Raw genomic sequence first — 17,616 nt, forward strand, 5'->3', positions numbered from 1 at the left:
CTCAGCTTGCCTTCCGCTGCCGCCAGCCGGCAAAGAACGCCTCGGCAAAGCCAGGTTCGATGAACTGGATGCTGCCCTCCGGCAGGCCGAGGATGCGGTCGGCGACAATGCCCTGGGTCGTCCAGCGTCGCTGAAACGCCGCCACGGCAATCTGGAACGCCGCTTCGGACTTGGCGTCCATCAGTGCGGCAACCGTGTCATGCGTGGTTGCGGTAAGCCCAATCAGGATTTCTGCCATGGCCTGCGCGTCCGCAGGCAGGAAACTGCCGTCATCCATGCCCTGCTGCAATATGTCGGCGACCACAGGGACCAGCACACGGCTCATGCGCATGAGGACCTGGTGATAGAGCGCAATATTCTCGGGTCGGAACAGCGCCTCGAACAAGGCCAGCGCTTCGGACGCCCGCTCTATTTTCAGGCGCCGGCTGTGTTTGAAGAAGAGATTCAGCCGCTCATAGCCGTTGAGCGTCTGGTCGGCGACAATGGCCTGCGTTTGCGCTGCAGACTCCTGCGCCATCTGCTCGGCAAGAGCCGCGAGCACAGCCTCCTTGGAGGGAAAATAGTAATAGAACGCCCCTTTTGAGAGCCCGGCGCGCCCAATAATTTCCTCCACGCTTGTCTTCTCGTAGCCCCGTTCGAAGAACAGGACCTGCGCCGCAGCGATGAGTTCGGCGCGGCGGACGGCGGGCTGCTTGATGATGCGGGGCACGGCTTCCGCCCTCCGATTCAGTCGGTTCCTTCACCGCGCCACCATTACTGACTGACGGTCAGTCTGTAAAGTCGCTGGCTGTTTCCACCTGTCGGTCGCGGCGCGCAAGCGGGGCAAAACCACACCTGCCGTCGGCCATGCCTTGACTCCGCCACAGACACCGGCCAAACGCCGCGCAACTGGACAGCCGCCTCACGGATTGTCTAACTGAGTTGCAAGGGGGCCATCATGACCAAGCGCGCATTCACCTTTCCCGGGCAGGGCAGCCAGGCCGTCGGCATGGGCAAGGATCTCGCCGCCGCCTATCCGGAAGCCCGCGCGGTGTTCCAGGAAGTCGACGAGGCCCTCGGCCAGCGCCTCTCGGCCACCATGTTCGAAGGCTCCGAGGACATTCTGCGCCTGACCGAGAATGCCCAGCCGGCCCTGATGGCTGTCAGCCTCGCGGTCATCCGCGTGCTCGAATCAAAGGGCATCCGCGTCGCCGACCATGCCGCCTATGTGGCTGGTCACTCGCTCGGTGAATATTCGGCTCTCTGCGCCGCCGGTACGTTCTCGCTGTCCGATGCGGCCCGTCTGCTCAAGACGCGCGGCCAGGCCATGCAGAAGGCCGTCCCCGTCGGTCATGGCACCATGGCCGCGCTGCTGGGGCTCGATGTCGCCACCGCGCAGGAAGTCGCTGCTGAGGCCGCCCAGGGCGATGTGTGCGACGTTGCCAATGACAATGCTCCCGGCCAGGTCGTCGTCTCCGGCGCCACCGCTGCCGTCGAGCGGGCCGTCGAAATCGCCAAGGCCAAGGGCGCTAAGCGCGCTCTGCTGCTGCCTGTCAGCGCCCCGTTCCATTGCGCGCTGATGCAGCCTGCTGCTGATGCGATGGCCGCCGCACTTGCCGAGGTCACCATGCAGGCGCCGGTCGTGCCGCTGGTCGCCAATGTGCTGGCCGCCCCGATTTCCGATCCGGCCGAGATTCGCCAGCGCCTCGTCGAGCAGGTCACTGGCGTCGTCCGCTGGACCGAGAGCGTTACTTGGCTCACCGGTGCCGGCGGCGTTACCCATCTGGCTGAACTTGGCACGGGCAAGGTCCTGACGGGACTGGCCAAACGCATCAATGCCGAGGCCGTCGCCACGGCAGTCGGCTCGCCCGCCGACATCGACGCCTTCGTGGCCGAACTCTTGGCGTAACACCCTGAATCAATCCATCAAGGGTTTGAATCACTATCTCCGCAAGGGAGGACTAAATGTTTGATCTGACTGGCAAACGTGCCCTGGTCACCGGTGCCAGCGGCGGTATCGGCCGCGAGATCGCCAAGGCGCTGGCCGCCGCTGGCGCCACCGTCGCCCTGTCAGGCACCCGCGTCGGTGCCCTCGAGGATACGGCCAGGGAAATCGGCAAGGATTGCCCGATCCTGCCCGCCAATCTCAGCAAGCTCGACGAGGTCGACAAGCTCGTTCCGTCGGCCGAAGCGGCCATGGGCGGGCTCGATATCCTGGTCAACAATGCCGGCATGACGCGAGACAACCTCTTCATGCGCATGAAGGACGAGGAATGGGACGAGGTCATCGCCGTCAACCTCACCGCCGCCTTCCATCTCAACCGCGCCGTGCTGCGCGGGATGATGAAGCAGCGCTTCGGCCGTATCATCGGCATTTCCTCGGTCGTGGGCGTCATGGGCAATCCGGGGCAGGGCAACTATGCCGCCTCCAAGGCCGGCCTGATCGGCATGAACAAGGCGCTGGCCCACGAAGTCGCCAGCCGCAACATCACCGTTAATTCCATCGCTCCGGGCTTCATCGCCTCGGCTATGACCGACGAGCTCAACGACAAGCAGCGTGAGTCGATCCTGTCGACGATTCCGGCCAATCGGCTGGGCACGGCACAGGAAGTCGCGGCCTGCGCCGTTTTCCTCGCCAGCGACGCGGCCGGCTACATCACGGGCCATACGCTCAACGTCAACGGCGGTATGGCGATGATCTAAGTGCTGCCGCGCAACAAAAAGGGCGCGAAAGCCGTTGAAAACCGGAATGCTGGCTGCTGGCGAACGTCCATCAAGTGTGATACTCGCCGCCGCTGACACCCGTGGTGGACCGCCTTGCGGGCGCTGGAAAGCGCGCCTACATTGCCTATTAGTCAGCCAACACGGTGCTTGAAGATTTGGCACTGCGCCAATAAGAAGCGAAACGAAACCTCGATTTCGAAAAGGGAAGTCAAATATGAGCGATGTCGCTGATCGGGTCCGCAAGATCGTTGTGGAACACCTCAATGTGGATGCCGAGAAGGTTGTCGAAAAGGCCAGCTTCATCGACGATCTGGGTGCGGACTCCCTTGACCAGGTCGAACTGGTAATGGCCTTCGAAGAAGAATTCTCGGTCGAGATTCCTGATGACGCTGCCGAGTCGATCCAGACTTTCGGCGACGCCGTCTCCTTCCTCACCAAGGCCGTCGGCTAAGCCCCGCGGCTTGGCCGAGATAGGCAGTACAGTATGGAATTGCGCCGCGTCGTCGTCACCGGGATGGGTCTTGTCACGCCTCTCGGCTGCGGAGTTGAAGCCACTTGGGCCAATATCCTGGCCGGAAAGAGTGGCGCCGTCAGGATCGACGACTTCGAGGTCGATGATATTGCCTGCCAAATCGCTCATCGCTTGCCGCTCGGCGACGCCGCCGACGGCAAGTACAATCCCGATGAGTGGATGGACTCCAAGGAACAGCGCAAGGTCGATCCCTTCATCGTCTATGCCATGGCCGCTTCCAAGCAGGCCATCGACGATGCCGGGGTCGAGCCGAGGACTGCCCAGGAGCAGGAACGCATCGGCGTTCTGATCGGCTCGGGCATCGGTGGCGTTGGCGGCATCTACGATGCCTCCATCACGCTGCATGAAAAGGGTCCGCGCCGCATCAGCCCGTTCTTCATTCCAGGACGGCTGATCAATCTCGCTTCCGGTTACGTATCGATCCGCTTCGGGCTCAAGGGCCCGAACCACTCGGTCGTTACCGCCTGCTCCACCGGAGCCCATGCCATTGGCGATGCGGCCCGGCTGATCGCGCTCGGCGATGCCGATGTGATGGTGGCAGGTGGCGCCGAAAGCTGCGTCAACCGCCTGGCATTGGCCGGCTTCGCCGCTGCCCGTGCCCTCTCGACCAATTTCAACGACAATCCCACCGCCGCCTCGCGCCCCTATGACAAGGATCGCGATGGCTTCGTCATGGGCGAAGGCGCCGGCATCGTGGTGCTCGAGGATTATGAGCGCGCCAAGGCGCGCGGCGCCAAGATCTATGGCGAAATCATCGGCTACGGCCTTTCCGGCGATGCCTATCACATCACGGCGCCGTCCCCCGACGGCGACGGCGGTTTCCGCGCCATGAGCGCGGCGATCAAGCGCGCCGGCATCAGTGCCTCCGAGATCGACTATATCAACGCCCACGGCACCTCGACGCCGCTGGGCGACGAGATCGAACTGGGCGCGGTCACCCGCGTCCTGGGCGACCATGCGTCGAAGTCCGTCATGAGTTCCACCAAGTCGGCCATCGGCCACCTGCTGGGGGCCGCCGGCTCGGTGGAAGCCATTTTCTGCCTGCTGGCAATGCGCGACAATATTGCGCCGCCCACGCTCAATCTCGATAATCCATCGGTCGAAACGGTGATCAACCTGGTGCCCAAGACGGCATTCAAGAAGGAGATCAACGTGGCGCTTTCCAACAGCTTCGGCTTTGGCGGCACCAATGCGACCCTGGTGATGCGCAAGGTCAGCTGACTTTTCCACGGCTCAAATGGAGGCACATCGCGTCGACGCGCGATGTGCCTCTTGCCTTTGCTACCGGGCATGAGAACATGCCTGCGGCCACATGGCTGCCGAAAAACAAGTGAACAAGACCCGGAGCATTGTCATGCGCACGGGCGTCGAGGGTGATTCAGCACGATGAATGATCGCAAGGTCCGGCGCCGCCGCCGTTCGAGCAACGGCTTCGTTGACATCCTCAATGGCTTGTTGACGCTGCTGGTCATCGGCCTGCTGGTGGCTGGCGGCATCGTGCTCTACGGCGCATCCCAGTTCTATGGCGAAGGCCCGCTGACCGAGGAAACCACCTTCCGCGTCGAGGCCGGGTCGGGCCTCTCCTCCATCGGCCCGCGGCTCGAAGAGCAGGGGCTCATCACCAATCAATACATCTTCCAGGCCGGCAGTCGCCTCGCCAATATCGAGGGCACCATCAAGCAGGGCGATTTCCGCATCCCCGCCGGCGCCAGCATGGCCGATATCCTGACCGAACTGATCAAGGGCGATCCGATCCGCTATGCCGTCGTCATCCCGGAAGGCTGGACGTCGTGGGAAGCCGTGCAGCGTCTCAATGCCGACAGCAACATAACCGGCGAAATCTCCACCCTGCCGCCCGAAGGCTCGATCCTGCCCGGCAGCTATGACTATGTGCCCGGGGACACCCGCCAATCGGTGCTCGACAAGATGCAGGCCGCAATGGACACAGAGCTAGCGGCCATCTGGGAAGCTCGCCAGCCCGATCTGCCCATCGAGACACCTGAGCAATTGCTGGTGCTGGCCTCGATCGTCGAAAAGGAAACCGGCGTCGCCAGCGAGCGCCCGCAGGTCGCCGCGGTCTTCGTCAACCGCCTGCGCGAGGGCATGCGCCTGCAATCGGACCCGACCATCATCTATGGCATCACCAAGGGTCAATCCACGCTCGGCCGCGGTCTGCGCCGCTCCGAGATCGAGGCCAAGACGCCCTACAACACCTACCAGATCGATGGCCTGCCCCCGACGCCGATCGCCAACCCGGGTGTGGACGCCCTCAAGGCCGTAGCCAATCCTGATGACCACGACTACCTCTACTTCGTGGCCAAGGGCGCCTCGCCGCGCGAGGGTCACGTCTTCGCCGAGACCTATGCCGAGCATCAGGAAAACGTGGCGCGCTACCGCGAGATCCAGGACGAGGCCGAAGCGGCCCGCAAGGCCCTCGAAGATGCAGAGGCAGCCGAAGCCGACGCGCCGGCCACTGAGTGAGCCAGACCCTCGCCAGCATGACCGGCTATGCCCGCGCCGCCGGCGCGGTGCCCGGCGCCTCGTTCCTTTGCGAGGTGAAGTCGGTTAACGGCCGCGGCCTCGACATCCGCCTTCGCCTCGCGCCGGGCTTTGACGCGCTCGAAAGCGACATTCGCCAGCTCATCGGCAAGATGGTCTCCCGCGGTTCGCTGACCTTCAATCTCAGTGTAGAGCGCGACGGGGCAGGGGGCGACCTGCTGATCAACCGGCAGGCACTCGCCACGGTCCTCGCGGCCATTGACGAGTTGAGCGGCAGAATACCCGCCGCCCCGCCCAGCCTTGATGGCATTTTGGGCCTCAAGGGCGTGCTCGAACAGCGCGACCGGCCCATGTCACCCGATGCCGAGGAAGCCCTGGCCTCGGCCATTCTCGACGGCGCCTCCCAGGCGCTGGTCGATCTGGTGCTGGCTCGCCGGCAGGAGGGCAGCCAGATCGCCGCCGTATTGCTCGATCGCCTGGACGAGATCGAAGCGCTGGTCCAGCGCGCCGAGACCCATCCCGCCCGCGGCCGTGACGTTATCCTGGCCAGGCTCCGCCAGCAGGTCGCCGATATTGCCGCCGATATCGCCATGCCGGAAGAGCGCCTGGCCCAGGAGGCATTGCTGCTGGCCACCAAGGCCGATATCCGCGAGGAGCTCGATCGCCTTGCGGCTCACATCTCGGCGGCCCGCCAGCTCATCCGTGGCGGCGGTGCCGTCGGCCGCCGGCTCGATTTCCTGGCTCAGGAATTCAACCGCGAGGCCAATACGCTATGCAGCAAATCCAATGCCGTGGAGCTCACCGCCATCGGCCTTGACCTCAAGGCGGCGATCGATCAACTACGCGAGCAAGTGCAGAACATCGAATAGGATTAGGCGATGGAATTTCAGCGTCGCGGCGTCATGCTGGTCATCGCTTCCCCCTCGGGCGCCGGCAAGTCGTCCATCTCTCGCTCGCTGTTCCAGCAGGACCCCAATATCCGCCTGTCCGTGTCGGTGACCACGCGCGCCCGGCGCAGCGACGAAGTGGAGGGCACGCACTACTACTTCGTCGACGTCCCGACCTTCAACCGCATGAAGGCCGACGGCGAATTGCTGGAATGGGCTCAGGTCCACGACAACTTCTACGGCACGCCCCGCGCCAGGGTCGAGGAACAGCTCGCCGCCGGCAACGACATCCTGTTCGACGTCGATTATCAGGGCACGCTGCAGCTCTACGAGAAGAGCCGCAAGGACATGGTCACGGTCTTCATCCTGCCCCCGACCATCCGCGAGCTTCGGGCCCGCCTGGAGCGTCGCGCCCAGGACAGCGCCGGCACCATCGAGAAGCGCCTGCGCAACGCCAAGATCGAGATGCAGCACTATTCGGAATACGACTACATCATCATCAACGAAGACCTCGAAGCGTCCACCCAGAAGGTGCGTTCGATCCTCGCAGCCGCCCGCCTTGCCCGGCCTCGGCTCACCCAATTGGATAACTTCGTCAAGGACTTGCAGAACCAGATCGATTCGCTGTGACAGCCAGTTGAATCAATGGGCGAGGTAAGCGGCCATGGCTGACGCGCAGGTTCCGGCGGCCATCCGCCGCGGCACCCCGGCCTTCATCCGTGCTAACACGGCCTTCTTCCTCTCTGCCTTCGCCATCTTCGCTTCGCTCTATTCGGTGCAGCCGCTGCTGCCTATTTTTGCGACCGAGTTCGGCCTCGACGCCGGCACCAGCTCCCTCGCTCTGTCCAGCACCACCGCAACGCTCGCCATCGCATTGCTGCTCGCCAGTTGGGTGGCAGACCGTCTTGGCCGCAAGACCCTGATGATCTGGGCCATCCTGCTCACCGCCACCCTTGGTCTGCTGCTGCCTTTCGCTCCCAACTGGTGGTCGCTCATCGCCATCCGCACCGCAACGGGGCTTTCCCTGTCGGGGCTTCCCGCCGTCGCCATGGTCTATCTCGCCGAAGAGATGGACCCGAAAGCCCTGGGTTTTTCCATGGGGCTCTATATTGGCGGCACCGCCATCGGAGGCATGGCTGGTCGCCTGGTGTCGGGGGTGCTCGCCGACTGGATCGGCTGGCGGCCGGCTCTGCTGGTGCTGGGCATCGCCATCGCCGCCGCAGCCCTCGCCGTGGTCCTGCTGCTGCCCACGCCGCACAATTCCGCCCGCTCCCGCCTCGGCATGCGTGATCTGGCGCGTCTCGTCGCCGTCCAGTTCACCGACAAGGGCCTGCCTTGGCTCTTTGCCTCGGCTTTCCTGCTCATGGGCAGCTTCGTCACGCTCTACAACTATGCCGGCTTTCGCCTCGCCCTGCCGCCGTTCGACCTCAGCCAATCGGCCATTGCAGCGATCTTCGTGGTCTATCTGTTCGGCAGCATAAGCTCGGCCTGGGCCGGTGGCCTCGCCCAGCGCCTCGGTCGCCGCAAGGTCTACTGGACCCTGGTGCTCGTCATGACCTTAGGCACCTTCCTCACGCTCATCCCCTCGACGCCGGTCATCATTGCCGGCCTTGCCATTGCCACCGTCGGCTACTTCGCCGCCCACGGCATAGCCAGCGCCTGGGTTGCCCGCCGCGCCATGGTCGGCCGCGCCCAGGCCTCCGCCATCTACCTGTTCGCCTATTATCTCGGCTCGTCGGTGCTCGGCACGCTCGGCGGCTATGCCTGGATGGCTTGGGATTGGAACGGCGTCATGCTGGTTAGCGGCGGCGCGGCTGTCGCCGCACTGCTGGTCGCCTTCAAGCTGATGTCCCTGCCGGTCTTGCCCATACGCGAGGCTCCGGCAGAGCCACCTGCGGGCGTCTAGCCCGCCCGCAGCCCCGGCAGGGCTCGTGCCATGGCGAGAAACGCCTCGACGGGGAGTTCCTCCGCCCGCTCATCACCCCTGAGGCCTGCCGCCGCCAGCAGCCCCTCCACCGGCACGCCCGCGGCCTTGAGGCTCTGACGCACCATCTTGCGGCGCTGCCCGAAGGCGGCCCGCGTGATGTGCTCGAGGTTCTTGACCGTCACGTCGTCCCCGACGGCCTTGGGTACCAGATGCACGACCGATGACGTCACATTGGGCGGCGGCACGAAGGCCTGCCGCCCCACATTGAAGGCGATCCGCGCGTCAGTCCGCCAGCCCGCCAGCACACCCAGCCGCCCATAAGGGTCTTCGCCCGGCTTGGCGCAGATGCGCTCGGCAACTTCGCGCTGGAACATCAACGTCAGGCTTTCGAAGAAGCTTGGCCACGGGTCCAGCGTCAGCCAGCCGGTCAGCAGCGGCGTCGCGATATTGTAGGGCAGGTTGGCGATGATGCGCGTCGGCCCGTCTGCCAGCAGGCGGTAGTCCATCTCCATGGCATCGCCGCTGATCACGGTCAGCCGGCCCGGATAGGCCTCGGCAATCTGCGCCAATGCCGGCAGCGCCCGCGCGTCCCGCTCGATGGCGATCACCTCGCGCGCGCCCTCGGCCAGCAGTGCCCGCGTCAGCCCGCCGGGCCCCGGACCCACCTCGATGACGCGTACGCCTTCCAGCGGGCCCGCCACGCGGGCAATGCGGGCCGTCAGGTTGAGGTCGAGCAGGAAGTTCTGCCCCAGTTCCTTCTTGGCGCGCAGCCCATGCTCGGCAATCACCTCGCGCAGCGGCGGCAGCTTGTCGATCTGGCTCATCCTTGTGCCGTCATGGCATCGGCCATCTGGATGGCCGCCAGAAAACTTGCCGGCGAGGCGCGCCCGGTACCGGCCAGGTCGAATGCCGTGCCATGGTCAGGCGAAGTCCGCACGATTGGCAGGCCCAGCGTCACGTTGACGGCGTCCTCGAAGGCCACAGTCTTGATCGGGATCAGCGCCTGATCGTGATACATCGCCACAACGGCGTCGAAGCGCGCCCAGTGCGTCGGGTAGAACAGCGTATCGGCGGGCAGGGGGCCTTCGACCCCAATGCCCTCGAATTGCAGTTGTGCCACAGCCGGTCCGATGATTTCGAGCTCCTCGCGGCCAATGGCGCCGCCTTCCCCCGCATGTGGATTAAGGCCCGCGACGGCGATCTGCGGGTTGGCGATGCCGAAGCGACGCTTGAGGTCATGCGCTACCACCCGCACCGTCTCGACGATCAGTTCCTTGGTCAGCAGGTCCGGCACGTCGCGGATCGGCACGTGGATGGTCACCGGCACAGCCCGCAACCCGCCATGTGCCAGCATCATCACCGGCAGGCGCGGCTTGCCGCCATTGGCGCAGAGTTCGGCCAGAAATTCGGTATGTCCGGGATGCTTGAACCCGGCGTGATAGAGCGCACCCTTGTGGATCGGCGCCGTTACCAGCGCCCGGCAGACCCCGGTCAGCGTCGCCTCGACAGCCGCCTCGATGGATCGGATGACCGTGCCGGCCGAAACCGGTGACGTCTGGCCGGGATGGTCTGGCACGAGGCCTTCGATGGCAGCCACCGGCAGGGCATGGCCGAAAACGTCATTGGCCTCATCGGGGCCGACCTCGGCGATCTCGACGGCAATTCCAAGCCGGTCAGCTCGCGCCTTGAGGAATTCCAGGTGCCCAAACACGCAAAAGGGCGGCAGCTCCAGCTCGTCCCGCCGCGCATGCAGCGCCAGGATGATGTCTGCACCCACTCCCGCAGGTTCGCCCATGCTGATGGCAAGCGGCTTGTCCATCTCGGCCCCCGTCGAGAACAGTGGAAGGGCCCGCCAGGGGCGGGCCGATCCAGTTAGTTGTAGATGATCTTGGCGCGGCTGCGCAGGTTTGCCAGGTAGCTCTCCACCTCGCCCTCCAGCGCCGCGTTGCCCTGTTCGGCGCGCAGGTCGCCCTTGATGAAGGTCAGGTCTTCCGCCTGGGTCTTCTCGCAGACGGCCAGCATGGAAACACCCGATTCCACCACGCGCGGCTTGGTGATGCCGCCAACGTTGAGCCCGGCGAGTTCCTTGGCAAGGGCCTCCGGCAACTGCGTCGCGTGCCGACGCCCGACATCGATCACGGCGGCGTCGGTATAGGCCAGCGACAGGTCAACCGCTGTATCGCAGCCGGCGAACTTCGACCGATAGCTGTTGGCCTGGCCGGAGCGTCCGCTCGAACCGGAACCGACAAAGATGATTTCCTTGAGAATATAGTCGAAGGTCTGGAATGCCTGCACCTGCGTTGCGGCCTGCTGGTCCAGTTCCAGGTCGGAAATCTGCACCTGCGGCATGATCGCCCGCTCGGTCACCGCATTCCAGGCGATGGCCGCCCGCAGGCGGTCCCGCAGCGTTTCCGTGCTGACGCCGCCCTGCTGCAGCATGCTGACCAGCTTGTCCTGGCTGACATTCATGTTGCGCGCGATCTGCAGCAGCGCCTCGTCGATCTGCGCGTTGGACACCGTCACGCCCAGCCGCTTGGCTTCGGCAATCTGCAGCGCCTCGTTGATCAGTTGCTCGGTCGCGCCGCGCGAACCGGTATTGTTGCCTTCAATGGCAAACAGCTTCACCCGGGCTGCAATCTGCAGGTCGGTGATCGGCGTTCCGTCGACGGTTACGCGAACATTCTGCGCCAGCGCCGGCAGCGCCGCAGCGAGGCTCAGGACCACGCCCATGATCATGGCGCTGGCAGCGCGCCCCCAAATAGTCTTGGTCATCGTCAATATCCGCCTCGCGTCAATCCACCCGCCCTCAATGAGGCGGGAATAGCGCGCTGTCAATTGCCCCATGATTGAGGCCAAAATCGGTTTGGCGCCTAGAACTTGGGTGTTGGCACGGCGCCGTCATAGCCGACATTGAAGCCCGCAGGTGCCTTGAGGCGGAATGTCGCCGTCAGCCGTGTGTCATTGGGCGAGGTATGCGTCGGTCCCGTCCGGCTCGCATTGGCCCCGATCACCAGGAAGCCGTCGTCATAGACGACGCCACCGCCGACCTGCAGCCAGGTATTGGCCTGCAGGTCCCAGTAGCTATGGGCCTTGATCGACCAGTATTCGGCCACCGGCACTGTAACCTCGCCGCCGATTTCGTGCTGCGGCAGCAGCATGCCCTGGCCGGGATTGGCGGCCCGGTAGGTATAGTCCAGCGCCAGGCCGTAGCCGTCCTTGGCGAAGGTTCCGCCCAGCCCTGCGCGCATCACGTTCGCCGTCGCCGAATCGACCTGCAGCTTGCCGCCGAATTTCACGCCCGGCGTGAACGAGCCATAGGCGCCCAGCACGGCATAGGATGCCGTGGCACTCATGCCGGAGCCCACCGCAGTATTGGCCTGGCCTGGCGTCGCAAAGGCATTGGCACCGGCCAGCTGGAACGACTGACCGGCGATCAGCTCGACATAGCCACCATCGGCAAAATTGGCCATGTAGCGGCCGCCGATCGTGGCGCGCAGGCCGGTCTCCTGCCGGTCGCTACCCGAAAACCGGTTATAGCTGAACAGGTTCGTGTCATCGAAGACGAAGCTCTGCGCATCGTCATTGGTAATGCCCACATTGGTGGTATTGGAGCCACGATAGGCCACCTGCGCAATCGGCTCGATCAGGTGCACGGTCGAGCCGTCGCTTGCCGCCAGCGGGAAACGCACATCCATGGCCGCGATCGGCGTCGCGCTCCACAGCGTCGTCGCGCCGGGCAGCAGGGCGCTCGCGCCATCGTAATAGGCCACGTCGGCCCGGCCGCCCAGATAGGGGGTTGCCACGAAGCCGGGTCCGCCGATCCACTGGGTCTGCCAGCCTGCCTGCAGGCTCAGATGCTGCTTGTTTCCGGCATAGCCCCACGTATAGGGCACGCCATTGATGGTCGAAACCGAGTCCAGGTCGCGGCGCACGCCGAGCAGTTTTGCGCTGATCTCGATCCGCCCATTGCCGGGCCCGAGGTCCTCCACATGCTCGAAGCGCACCGAAGGCACGGCCGCGCCCTGCTTGCCCTGATCCGCCGCCGTGACATTGCCCAGCAGGTTGAACTGCTGCACCCGCGCGTCGATATACGTGTCTTCGGAAACATGCGTCACATAGACTTGGTTGATCGAGGACTTGGCCGTGGTCAGGCGGTAGTCGACCAGATAGGCCGCATCCGTGAAGGCCGCGTAGCTCCACCCCATCGTCCAGTCGGCGATCGGCGTGAATTCACCCGACGTCTGGATTGCGCCCCGCCAGTCGCGTTGCGCTTCCGTGAAGGTGAATGCGGCCTTGTCGAACTGATATAGCCCCGATGCCTTGATCTGGAACGAGCCATTGTCGAACCGCTGCACCCATTCCGCGCCCAGCAGGAAGCCCTGCCGGGTCATGAAAGTCGGCGTCAGGATGATGTCGGTCCAGCGGCTGGAATAGGCGGCATAGGGCACTTCCAGCGTATGTCCGGTGAGTTCGCCATAGCTGTAAACCGGGGTGCGCACATTGGCGAGCGCCAGGTCGCTGGTGTCGGGCAGCCACAGATAGGGCAGCCAGGCCACCGGGACACCCAGCAGCGACAGTGTCGGCTGCTCGAGGGCCACCGAGCCGTCCTCGGCATTGTAGGTGATCCGCGCCGCACTCACCGACCAGCCGATCCGCCGGCCGGCATCGTCGATACAGTCCCCGCATGGCGCATAGGTGGCGCCCTGCAACAGGGTCTGCAGGGCAGCGTCATAGTCCACGCTGTCGGCCGTGATCCGCGCCCCGTCATAGGTGGTGATGGTCAGCGCATTGACGAAGGCCTGCTTCATCCCGCCGGTGACATCGAGGTCGGCCATCTCCGACAGGTTGCCGGACGGATCGCGCACCGTCACCTGGCCGACAAATCTGAGCGCTCGGCTGTTGCGATCATAGACCAGGCTCTGCCCGGTCATCGTATAGCCGCCCTGGCTCAGCACCACGTCGCCCGTGGCGGTAATGATATTGGTGCTGCTGTCAAAGGTCAGCGTATTGGCCTCGACGGCTGCCGGTGCTGAAGCGTCGATGGGTGCGTTGAAAAAATCAGCCGGAACAAGACCCTGGGCGAATGCGCCGGTGCTCAGGGCAAGCGCAAGCAGCGCGCTGGCACAGGCCAGGCGGCGCGGCGACTTCCCCCTCTTCGCCTTCGCCATAGTACTCACGCGCGTCCGTCTTCCTTGTGCAGCAGCACCGTCACGCCGATGACGATGGCCACAAACGCCGGTCCGACTGCCGCAAACGTGGGGTCGAGAACGCCGGTCGACCCGGCACGGTCGGCCATCTCGGTAATCACGAAAACAACGAATCCGAGCACGATCCCATAAAGGACCGCCGGACCATAATTAGAGCCTCTTCGATAACCTGCGGTAAACGCAAAAGCAATGAACAGCGACCCGGTCAGCACCAGCGGCAGGGCCAGCAGCTTGATCAGCCGCATCGTCGCGGCGGTGCGGATGCTGGGGTCGGCGACGCCCTGCTGCAGCAGCCTTGCCAGCTCAAAGAAGGTGAGGTCTTCGGTGGAGGCCAGCTTGAGTCCCAGTTCGGATGCCGACGAGTCCGTAGGCACCCGATAGTCGAACACGGTCCGCGCCTGTTCGTCCGGATTGCGGACGATCGCCGCCGGAAACACCCATTCGCCATTCTCCAGCACCGCTTCGGATGCCTCGACGCGCGCCTCGCTGCTGTCGCCAATGTGGAACAACGTCACCTGGCCCAGCACGGTCCCGCCCGCCTGCATGCCGGTTGCCATCAGCACATAGTGGCTGTCTCCGCCACGCTGTTCGAGCCAGACTTCACCCGCCGGGGTCAGCATGGTCGCCTGACCCGGCGGCGTCGGGCTCAGCGCGCGATTGACCTGGGTGCTGAGCGTTTCGAGGCCCAGCCCGATCACCAGGCTCAGTGCGGCAAGCGCGATCACCGGCGCCCGCACGGTCCGCCAGATCGAGATGCCGCTGGCCTGGATCACCGTCAGTTCATGCCGCGCCTTAAGATCGAGAAAGCCAAGTGCCGCGCCCATCAACACAGTCACCGGTAGCGTCTTGATGGTCCATTTGACGGCGCTCATCGCCACCATCACCAAGGCCATGTGCAGGCCATGGCTCTCCGCCACGAAGTTGAACCGCCACGTATCCAGCGATTCCACCAGGGCGATCAGCCCGTAGAACACCAGCACCGTGACCCCGATGCGGCTGCCGAGCCGGCCAAGCACCAGCCAGTCGATCCGGCTCATGTCGGCACCATGAGCAATTTGCGGGGCCGGATCCGCACCAGCAGGGCAATGCCCGCCACCAGGATCATCGCCAGCGCCCCGGTCGCGGTGCCCAGCGGGCTATAGGCGCTGATGCCGCGCTCGCCAAAGGCGATGAGCAGCACGCCGGCTTCCATCGGCACTGGAATGCGCGCCCGCCGGCCGCTGGGAAATCCCATCATCGCCAGCATCATCATGGCCATGCCGATCACCCGCAGGCCTTCTGCCGAGCGGTTGGCCAGAAGTACCAGCAGCGGCTGGCTCCATTGCCCGCTGGCCATCGCCTCGGCAATCAGCGTCAGGCTGTCCTGTCCCAGCATCGGGTCGGCCTGGCCCGTCGGCTGCGACAATTGCTCGACGCTGACGTCGTAGCGGCCGAAGGTGACTTCGGAAAACCGCCCGTCGCTGCCCTTGTATTGCAGCGACCCATTATGCAGCTCGAGCACATAGTTCTGCCCGTCGCTCGCCACCCGCGCCGATTCCGCCACATAGGTGCGCCGCATGTCCGGCTCGCGCCGGTCATCGGCAAAGAATTCCTGGATGGCGCCATCGGCCCCGCGTCCGCCGATCAGCAGCACCACGCCGGGCGTTACCTGGGTAAAACGCCCCGGCCGCAGCGTGGAGCTCACCAGGTCCGCAGCGATGCTGGCGCTCAGCGCATTGAGCCGGCGATAGGCGAGGGGCTCGACGAAATTGGACAGGAGCAGCACGCCGACCACGCCCGCGCCCGCCACCACGCCTGTCGCACGCCACAGCGAGCCCAGCCCATAGCTGGTATGGATGATGTGCAATTCCTTGTTGGCCTGCAGCGCCTGCAGCGCCCGCGCCAGGCCGATGCCTACACACACATAGAAGAAGGCGATTGCCAGCGGCGGCATGGTGTAGAGCGCCTGCACGCCCAGCACAAGCACGCTCTGCCCTTTGACCGAGACCACGTCGAACGAGCGCAGGCAATTGACCAGCCACAGCAGGAAACACACCACGCCGAACAGGATCAGCGCGTCCGTCACGAACATGCGCGCCAGGTAGGCGGTCAGTTTTTTCATGCGGTGCTACCAACAGACATTCGGACGAAAAGTGCCCCTGTTCCGGCTTGATCGCCGGGAATATTGCCGTCATTGCGTGGCCGGACCTTGGTGCAGTTCGCCGGGCCGCACAAGCGCGCAGCGACCCGTGCACGGATTTGCCCGCGATCCTGTTGCGGGATTGACGCGGCCGCCAAACGCCTCAATGTAACCATCCATGCCGCCAGCGGCATTCCTGCCCGATTTGCCACCAAGGCCCTCAATGTCCCAGACCATTACCATCCGCGTCGCCGCCCTTGCCGGCGCTTCGGCGCCCCTGACTGTCATCTATGCCGCCGAGAATGAGGCGCCCGCCGGAGCCGCCGCCGCCATCTGGGCCGGCACGGGGCTCGGCTGGTCCGAGACGGCCGAAGCCGGCGCCTTCAAGGGCAAGCAGGGCCAGGCGCTGGACGTGCTCGGCGCGGCCGGCAAGCGTCTGTTGGTGCTGGGGAGCGGCAAGGCCGGTGCCGATACCCCGCTCAATGGCTGGACCGATCGGGGCGGCTCGCTGCTGGCCAAGATTGCCGCGACGCGCGCGACTGACGTGGCCGTGGTCATCGACGAGCCTGGCGCTACCCCGGCCGCCATCGGCGAACTGACCGCCGGTCTCCGCCTCCGTCACTACCGCTTCGACAAATACAAGTCCGCCCGTCCGGACGATGCCCCCGGCGCGCTCACGGTCACCCTGCTTGTCGCCGATCCGGCGGCCGCCGAGCTTGCCATCGTTGATCGCGGCGCCACTGTGGATGGCACGCTGCTGGCGCGCGACCTCGTCAACGAGCCCGCCAATGTGCTTGGCCCGGTTGAATTCGCTGCCCGCGCCGCCGAGCTGGCCGGTCTCGGCGTGGATATCGAAATCCTCGAACCCGAGGCGCTCGAAAAGCTCGGCATGGGCTCGCTGCTCTGTGTCGCCCAGGGCTCGGATCGTCCGGCGCGCCTGGTGATCATGCAATGGCGCGGCGGCGCTGCCGGCGCGACGCCGCTGGCCTTTGTCGGCAAGGGCGTCGTCTTCGACACTGGTGGTATCTCCATCAAGCCGGCCGCCAATATGGAGGACATGAAGGGCGACATGGGCGGGGCCGCCGCGGTCACAGGCCTGATGCTGGCTCTGGCCAGCCGCAAGGCCCCGGTCAATGTCGTCGGCGTCATCGGCCTCGTCGAGAACATGCCTTCGGGCCGGTCCGTCCGCCCCGGCGACATCGTCAAGGCGATGAGCGGCACCACCATCGAGGTCATCAACACCGACGCCGAGGGCCGCCTCGTTCTCGCCGACGCTCTCTGGTACACGCAGGACCGCTTCAAGCCCCGCTTCATGATCAACCTGGCGACCCTGACCGGCGCCATCGTCGTGGCTCTGGGCCACGAGCATGCGGGTCTCTTTTCAAACAATGACGAACTGGCTGATCGCCTGCTCAGCGCCGGCCGCAATGCCAATGAGAAGCTCTGGCGCATGCCTTTGGCGCCCGCCTATGACAAGCTGATCGAGTCCAAATTCGCCGACATCCGCAACTCGGTCGGCCGCCCCGCCGGCTCCATCACGGCCGCCCAGTTCCTGCAGCGCTTCGTCAACGACGTGCCTTGGGCGCACCTGGATATCGCCGGCACCGCCTTCGGCGCCGGCTCCAGCGAGATCAACTCCTCCTGGGCACCCGGCTTCGGTGTGGCTTTGCTGGATCGGCTGGTGCGGGACTATTATCAGGGGTAGCGAGACCGGGGCGCGCCGACGGTCCGTGGTGTTGCCA

Annotated in this window: 16 protein-coding genes; 9 read left to right on the forward strand and 7 right to left on the reverse strand. The window is 65.0% G+C overall.

The window, feature by feature from the left end:
* Position 1: 1 nt before the first annotated feature.
* A complete protein-coding gene (locus IH615_RS03815; RefSeq protein WP_291359938.1) occupies positions 2-709 on the reverse strand; it encodes a TetR/AcrR family transcriptional regulator in 708 nt (235 codons plus the stop codon).
* A gap of 228 nt (positions 710-937) precedes the next feature.
* Between IH615_RS03815 and fabD the strand changes: the two genes are divergently transcribed.
* From fabD to IH615_RS03855, 8 genes are all read left to right on the forward strand, one after another.
* Positions 938-1,888 carry an ACP S-malonyltransferase gene (gene fabD / locus IH615_RS03820; protein WP_291359940.1) on the forward strand — a complete coding sequence of 317 codons (951 nt, stop codon included), beginning with the start codon at positions 938-940 and terminating at the stop codon, positions 1,886-1,888.
* A 56-nt stretch (positions 1,889-1,944) separates the two neighbouring features.
* On the forward strand, positions 1,945-2,682 hold the full coding sequence (fabG, locus tag IH615_RS03825; protein WP_291359942.1) for a 3-oxoacyl-[acyl-carrier-protein] reductase: 738 nt from the start codon (positions 1,945-1,947) through the stop codon (positions 2,680-2,682).
* Positions 2,683-2,917: 235 nt separating this feature from the next.
* Positions 2,918-3,154 carry an acyl carrier protein gene (locus IH615_RS03830; RefSeq protein ID WP_035100440.1) on the forward strand — a complete coding sequence of 79 codons (237 nt, stop codon included), beginning with the start codon at positions 2,918-2,920 and terminating at the stop codon, positions 3,152-3,154.
* A gap of 39 nt (positions 3,155-3,193) precedes the next feature.
* Positions 3,194-4,456 carry a beta-ketoacyl-ACP synthase II gene (gene fabF / locus IH615_RS03835; protein ID WP_291360118.1) on the forward strand — a complete coding sequence of 421 codons (1,263 nt, stop codon included), beginning with the start codon at positions 3,194-3,196 and terminating at the stop codon, positions 4,454-4,456.
* Between the two features lie 165 nt (positions 4,457-4,621).
* Complete coding sequence (gene mltG / locus IH615_RS03840) at positions 4,622-5,716, forward strand: endolytic transglycosylase MltG (protein ID WP_291359948.1); 1,095 nt, start codon at positions 4,622-4,624, stop codon at positions 5,714-5,716.
* Positions 5,713-6,603, forward strand: a complete 891-nt coding sequence (locus IH615_RS03845) for a YicC/YloC family endoribonuclease (protein WP_291359950.1) — start codon at positions 5,713-5,715, stop codon at positions 6,601-6,603. Before mltG ends, IH615_RS03845 begins: the two co-directional genes overlap by 4 nt.
* Before the next feature lie 9 nt (positions 6,604-6,612).
* Positions 6,613-7,251, forward strand: a complete 639-nt coding sequence (gmk, locus tag IH615_RS03850; protein WP_291359952.1) for a guanylate kinase — start codon at positions 6,613-6,615, stop codon at positions 7,249-7,251.
* A gap of 34 nt (positions 7,252-7,285) precedes the next feature.
* Positions 7,286-8,527 (forward strand): MFS transporter, encoded by a 1,242-nt coding sequence (locus IH615_RS03855; protein WP_291359954.1) that lies wholly within the window; start codon positions 7,286-7,288, stop codon positions 8,525-8,527.
* Here IH615_RS03855 and rsmA read toward each other — a convergent pair.
* The 6 genes from rsmA to IH615_RS03885 all read right to left on the reverse strand — a co-directional run bounded on the left by rsmA (position 8,524) and on the right by IH615_RS03885 (position 15,856).
* Positions 8,524-9,372 carry a 16S rRNA (adenine(1518)-N(6)/adenine(1519)-N(6))-dimethyltransferase RsmA gene (rsmA, locus tag IH615_RS03860; RefSeq protein ID WP_291359956.1) on the reverse strand — a complete coding sequence of 283 codons (849 nt, stop codon included), beginning with the start codon at positions 9,370-9,372 and terminating at the stop codon, positions 8,524-8,526. The genes IH615_RS03855 and rsmA overlap by 4 nt on opposite strands.
* On the reverse strand, positions 9,369-10,367 hold the full coding sequence (pdxA, locus tag IH615_RS03865) for a 4-hydroxythreonine-4-phosphate dehydrogenase PdxA (protein WP_291359957.1): 999 nt from the start codon (positions 10,365-10,367) through the stop codon (positions 9,369-9,371). Before pdxA ends, rsmA begins: the two co-directional genes overlap by 4 nt.
* Before the next feature lie 53 nt (positions 10,368-10,420).
* A complete protein-coding gene (locus tag IH615_RS03870) occupies positions 10,421-11,320 on the reverse strand; it encodes a SurA N-terminal domain-containing protein (RefSeq protein WP_291359959.1) in 900 nt (299 codons plus the stop codon).
* A 98-nt stretch (positions 11,321-11,418) separates the two neighbouring features.
* On the reverse strand, positions 11,419-13,716 hold the full coding sequence (gene lptD, locus IH615_RS03875) for an LPS assembly protein LptD (protein WP_291359961.1): 2,298 nt from the start codon (positions 13,714-13,716) through the stop codon (positions 11,419-11,421).
* Positions 13,717-13,721: 5 nt separating this feature from the next.
* Positions 13,722-14,792 (reverse strand): LptF/LptG family permease, encoded by a 1,071-nt coding sequence (locus IH615_RS03880; protein ID WP_291359963.1) that lies wholly within the window; start codon positions 14,790-14,792, stop codon positions 13,722-13,724.
* The gene (locus IH615_RS03885; RefSeq protein ID WP_291359964.1) at positions 14,789-15,856 is read right to left on the reverse strand and encodes an LptF/LptG family permease; all 1,068 of its coding nucleotides are present in this window, start codon (positions 15,854-15,856) and stop codon (positions 14,789-14,791) included. Before IH615_RS03885 ends, IH615_RS03880 begins: the two co-directional genes overlap by 4 nt.
* Before the next feature lie 241 nt (positions 15,857-16,097).
* Here IH615_RS03885 and IH615_RS03890 point away from each other — a divergent pair, with 241 nt between their 5' ends.
* On the forward strand, positions 16,098-17,579 hold the full coding sequence (locus tag IH615_RS03890) for a leucyl aminopeptidase (RefSeq protein WP_291359966.1): 1,482 nt from the start codon (positions 16,098-16,100) through the stop codon (positions 17,577-17,579).
* Positions 17,580-17,616 lie beyond the last annotated feature (37 nt).

Source organism: Devosia sp. (assembly GCF_014860165.1).
Taxonomy (GTDB): Bacteria; Pseudomonadota; Alphaproteobacteria; order Rhizobiales; family Devosiaceae; genus Devosia.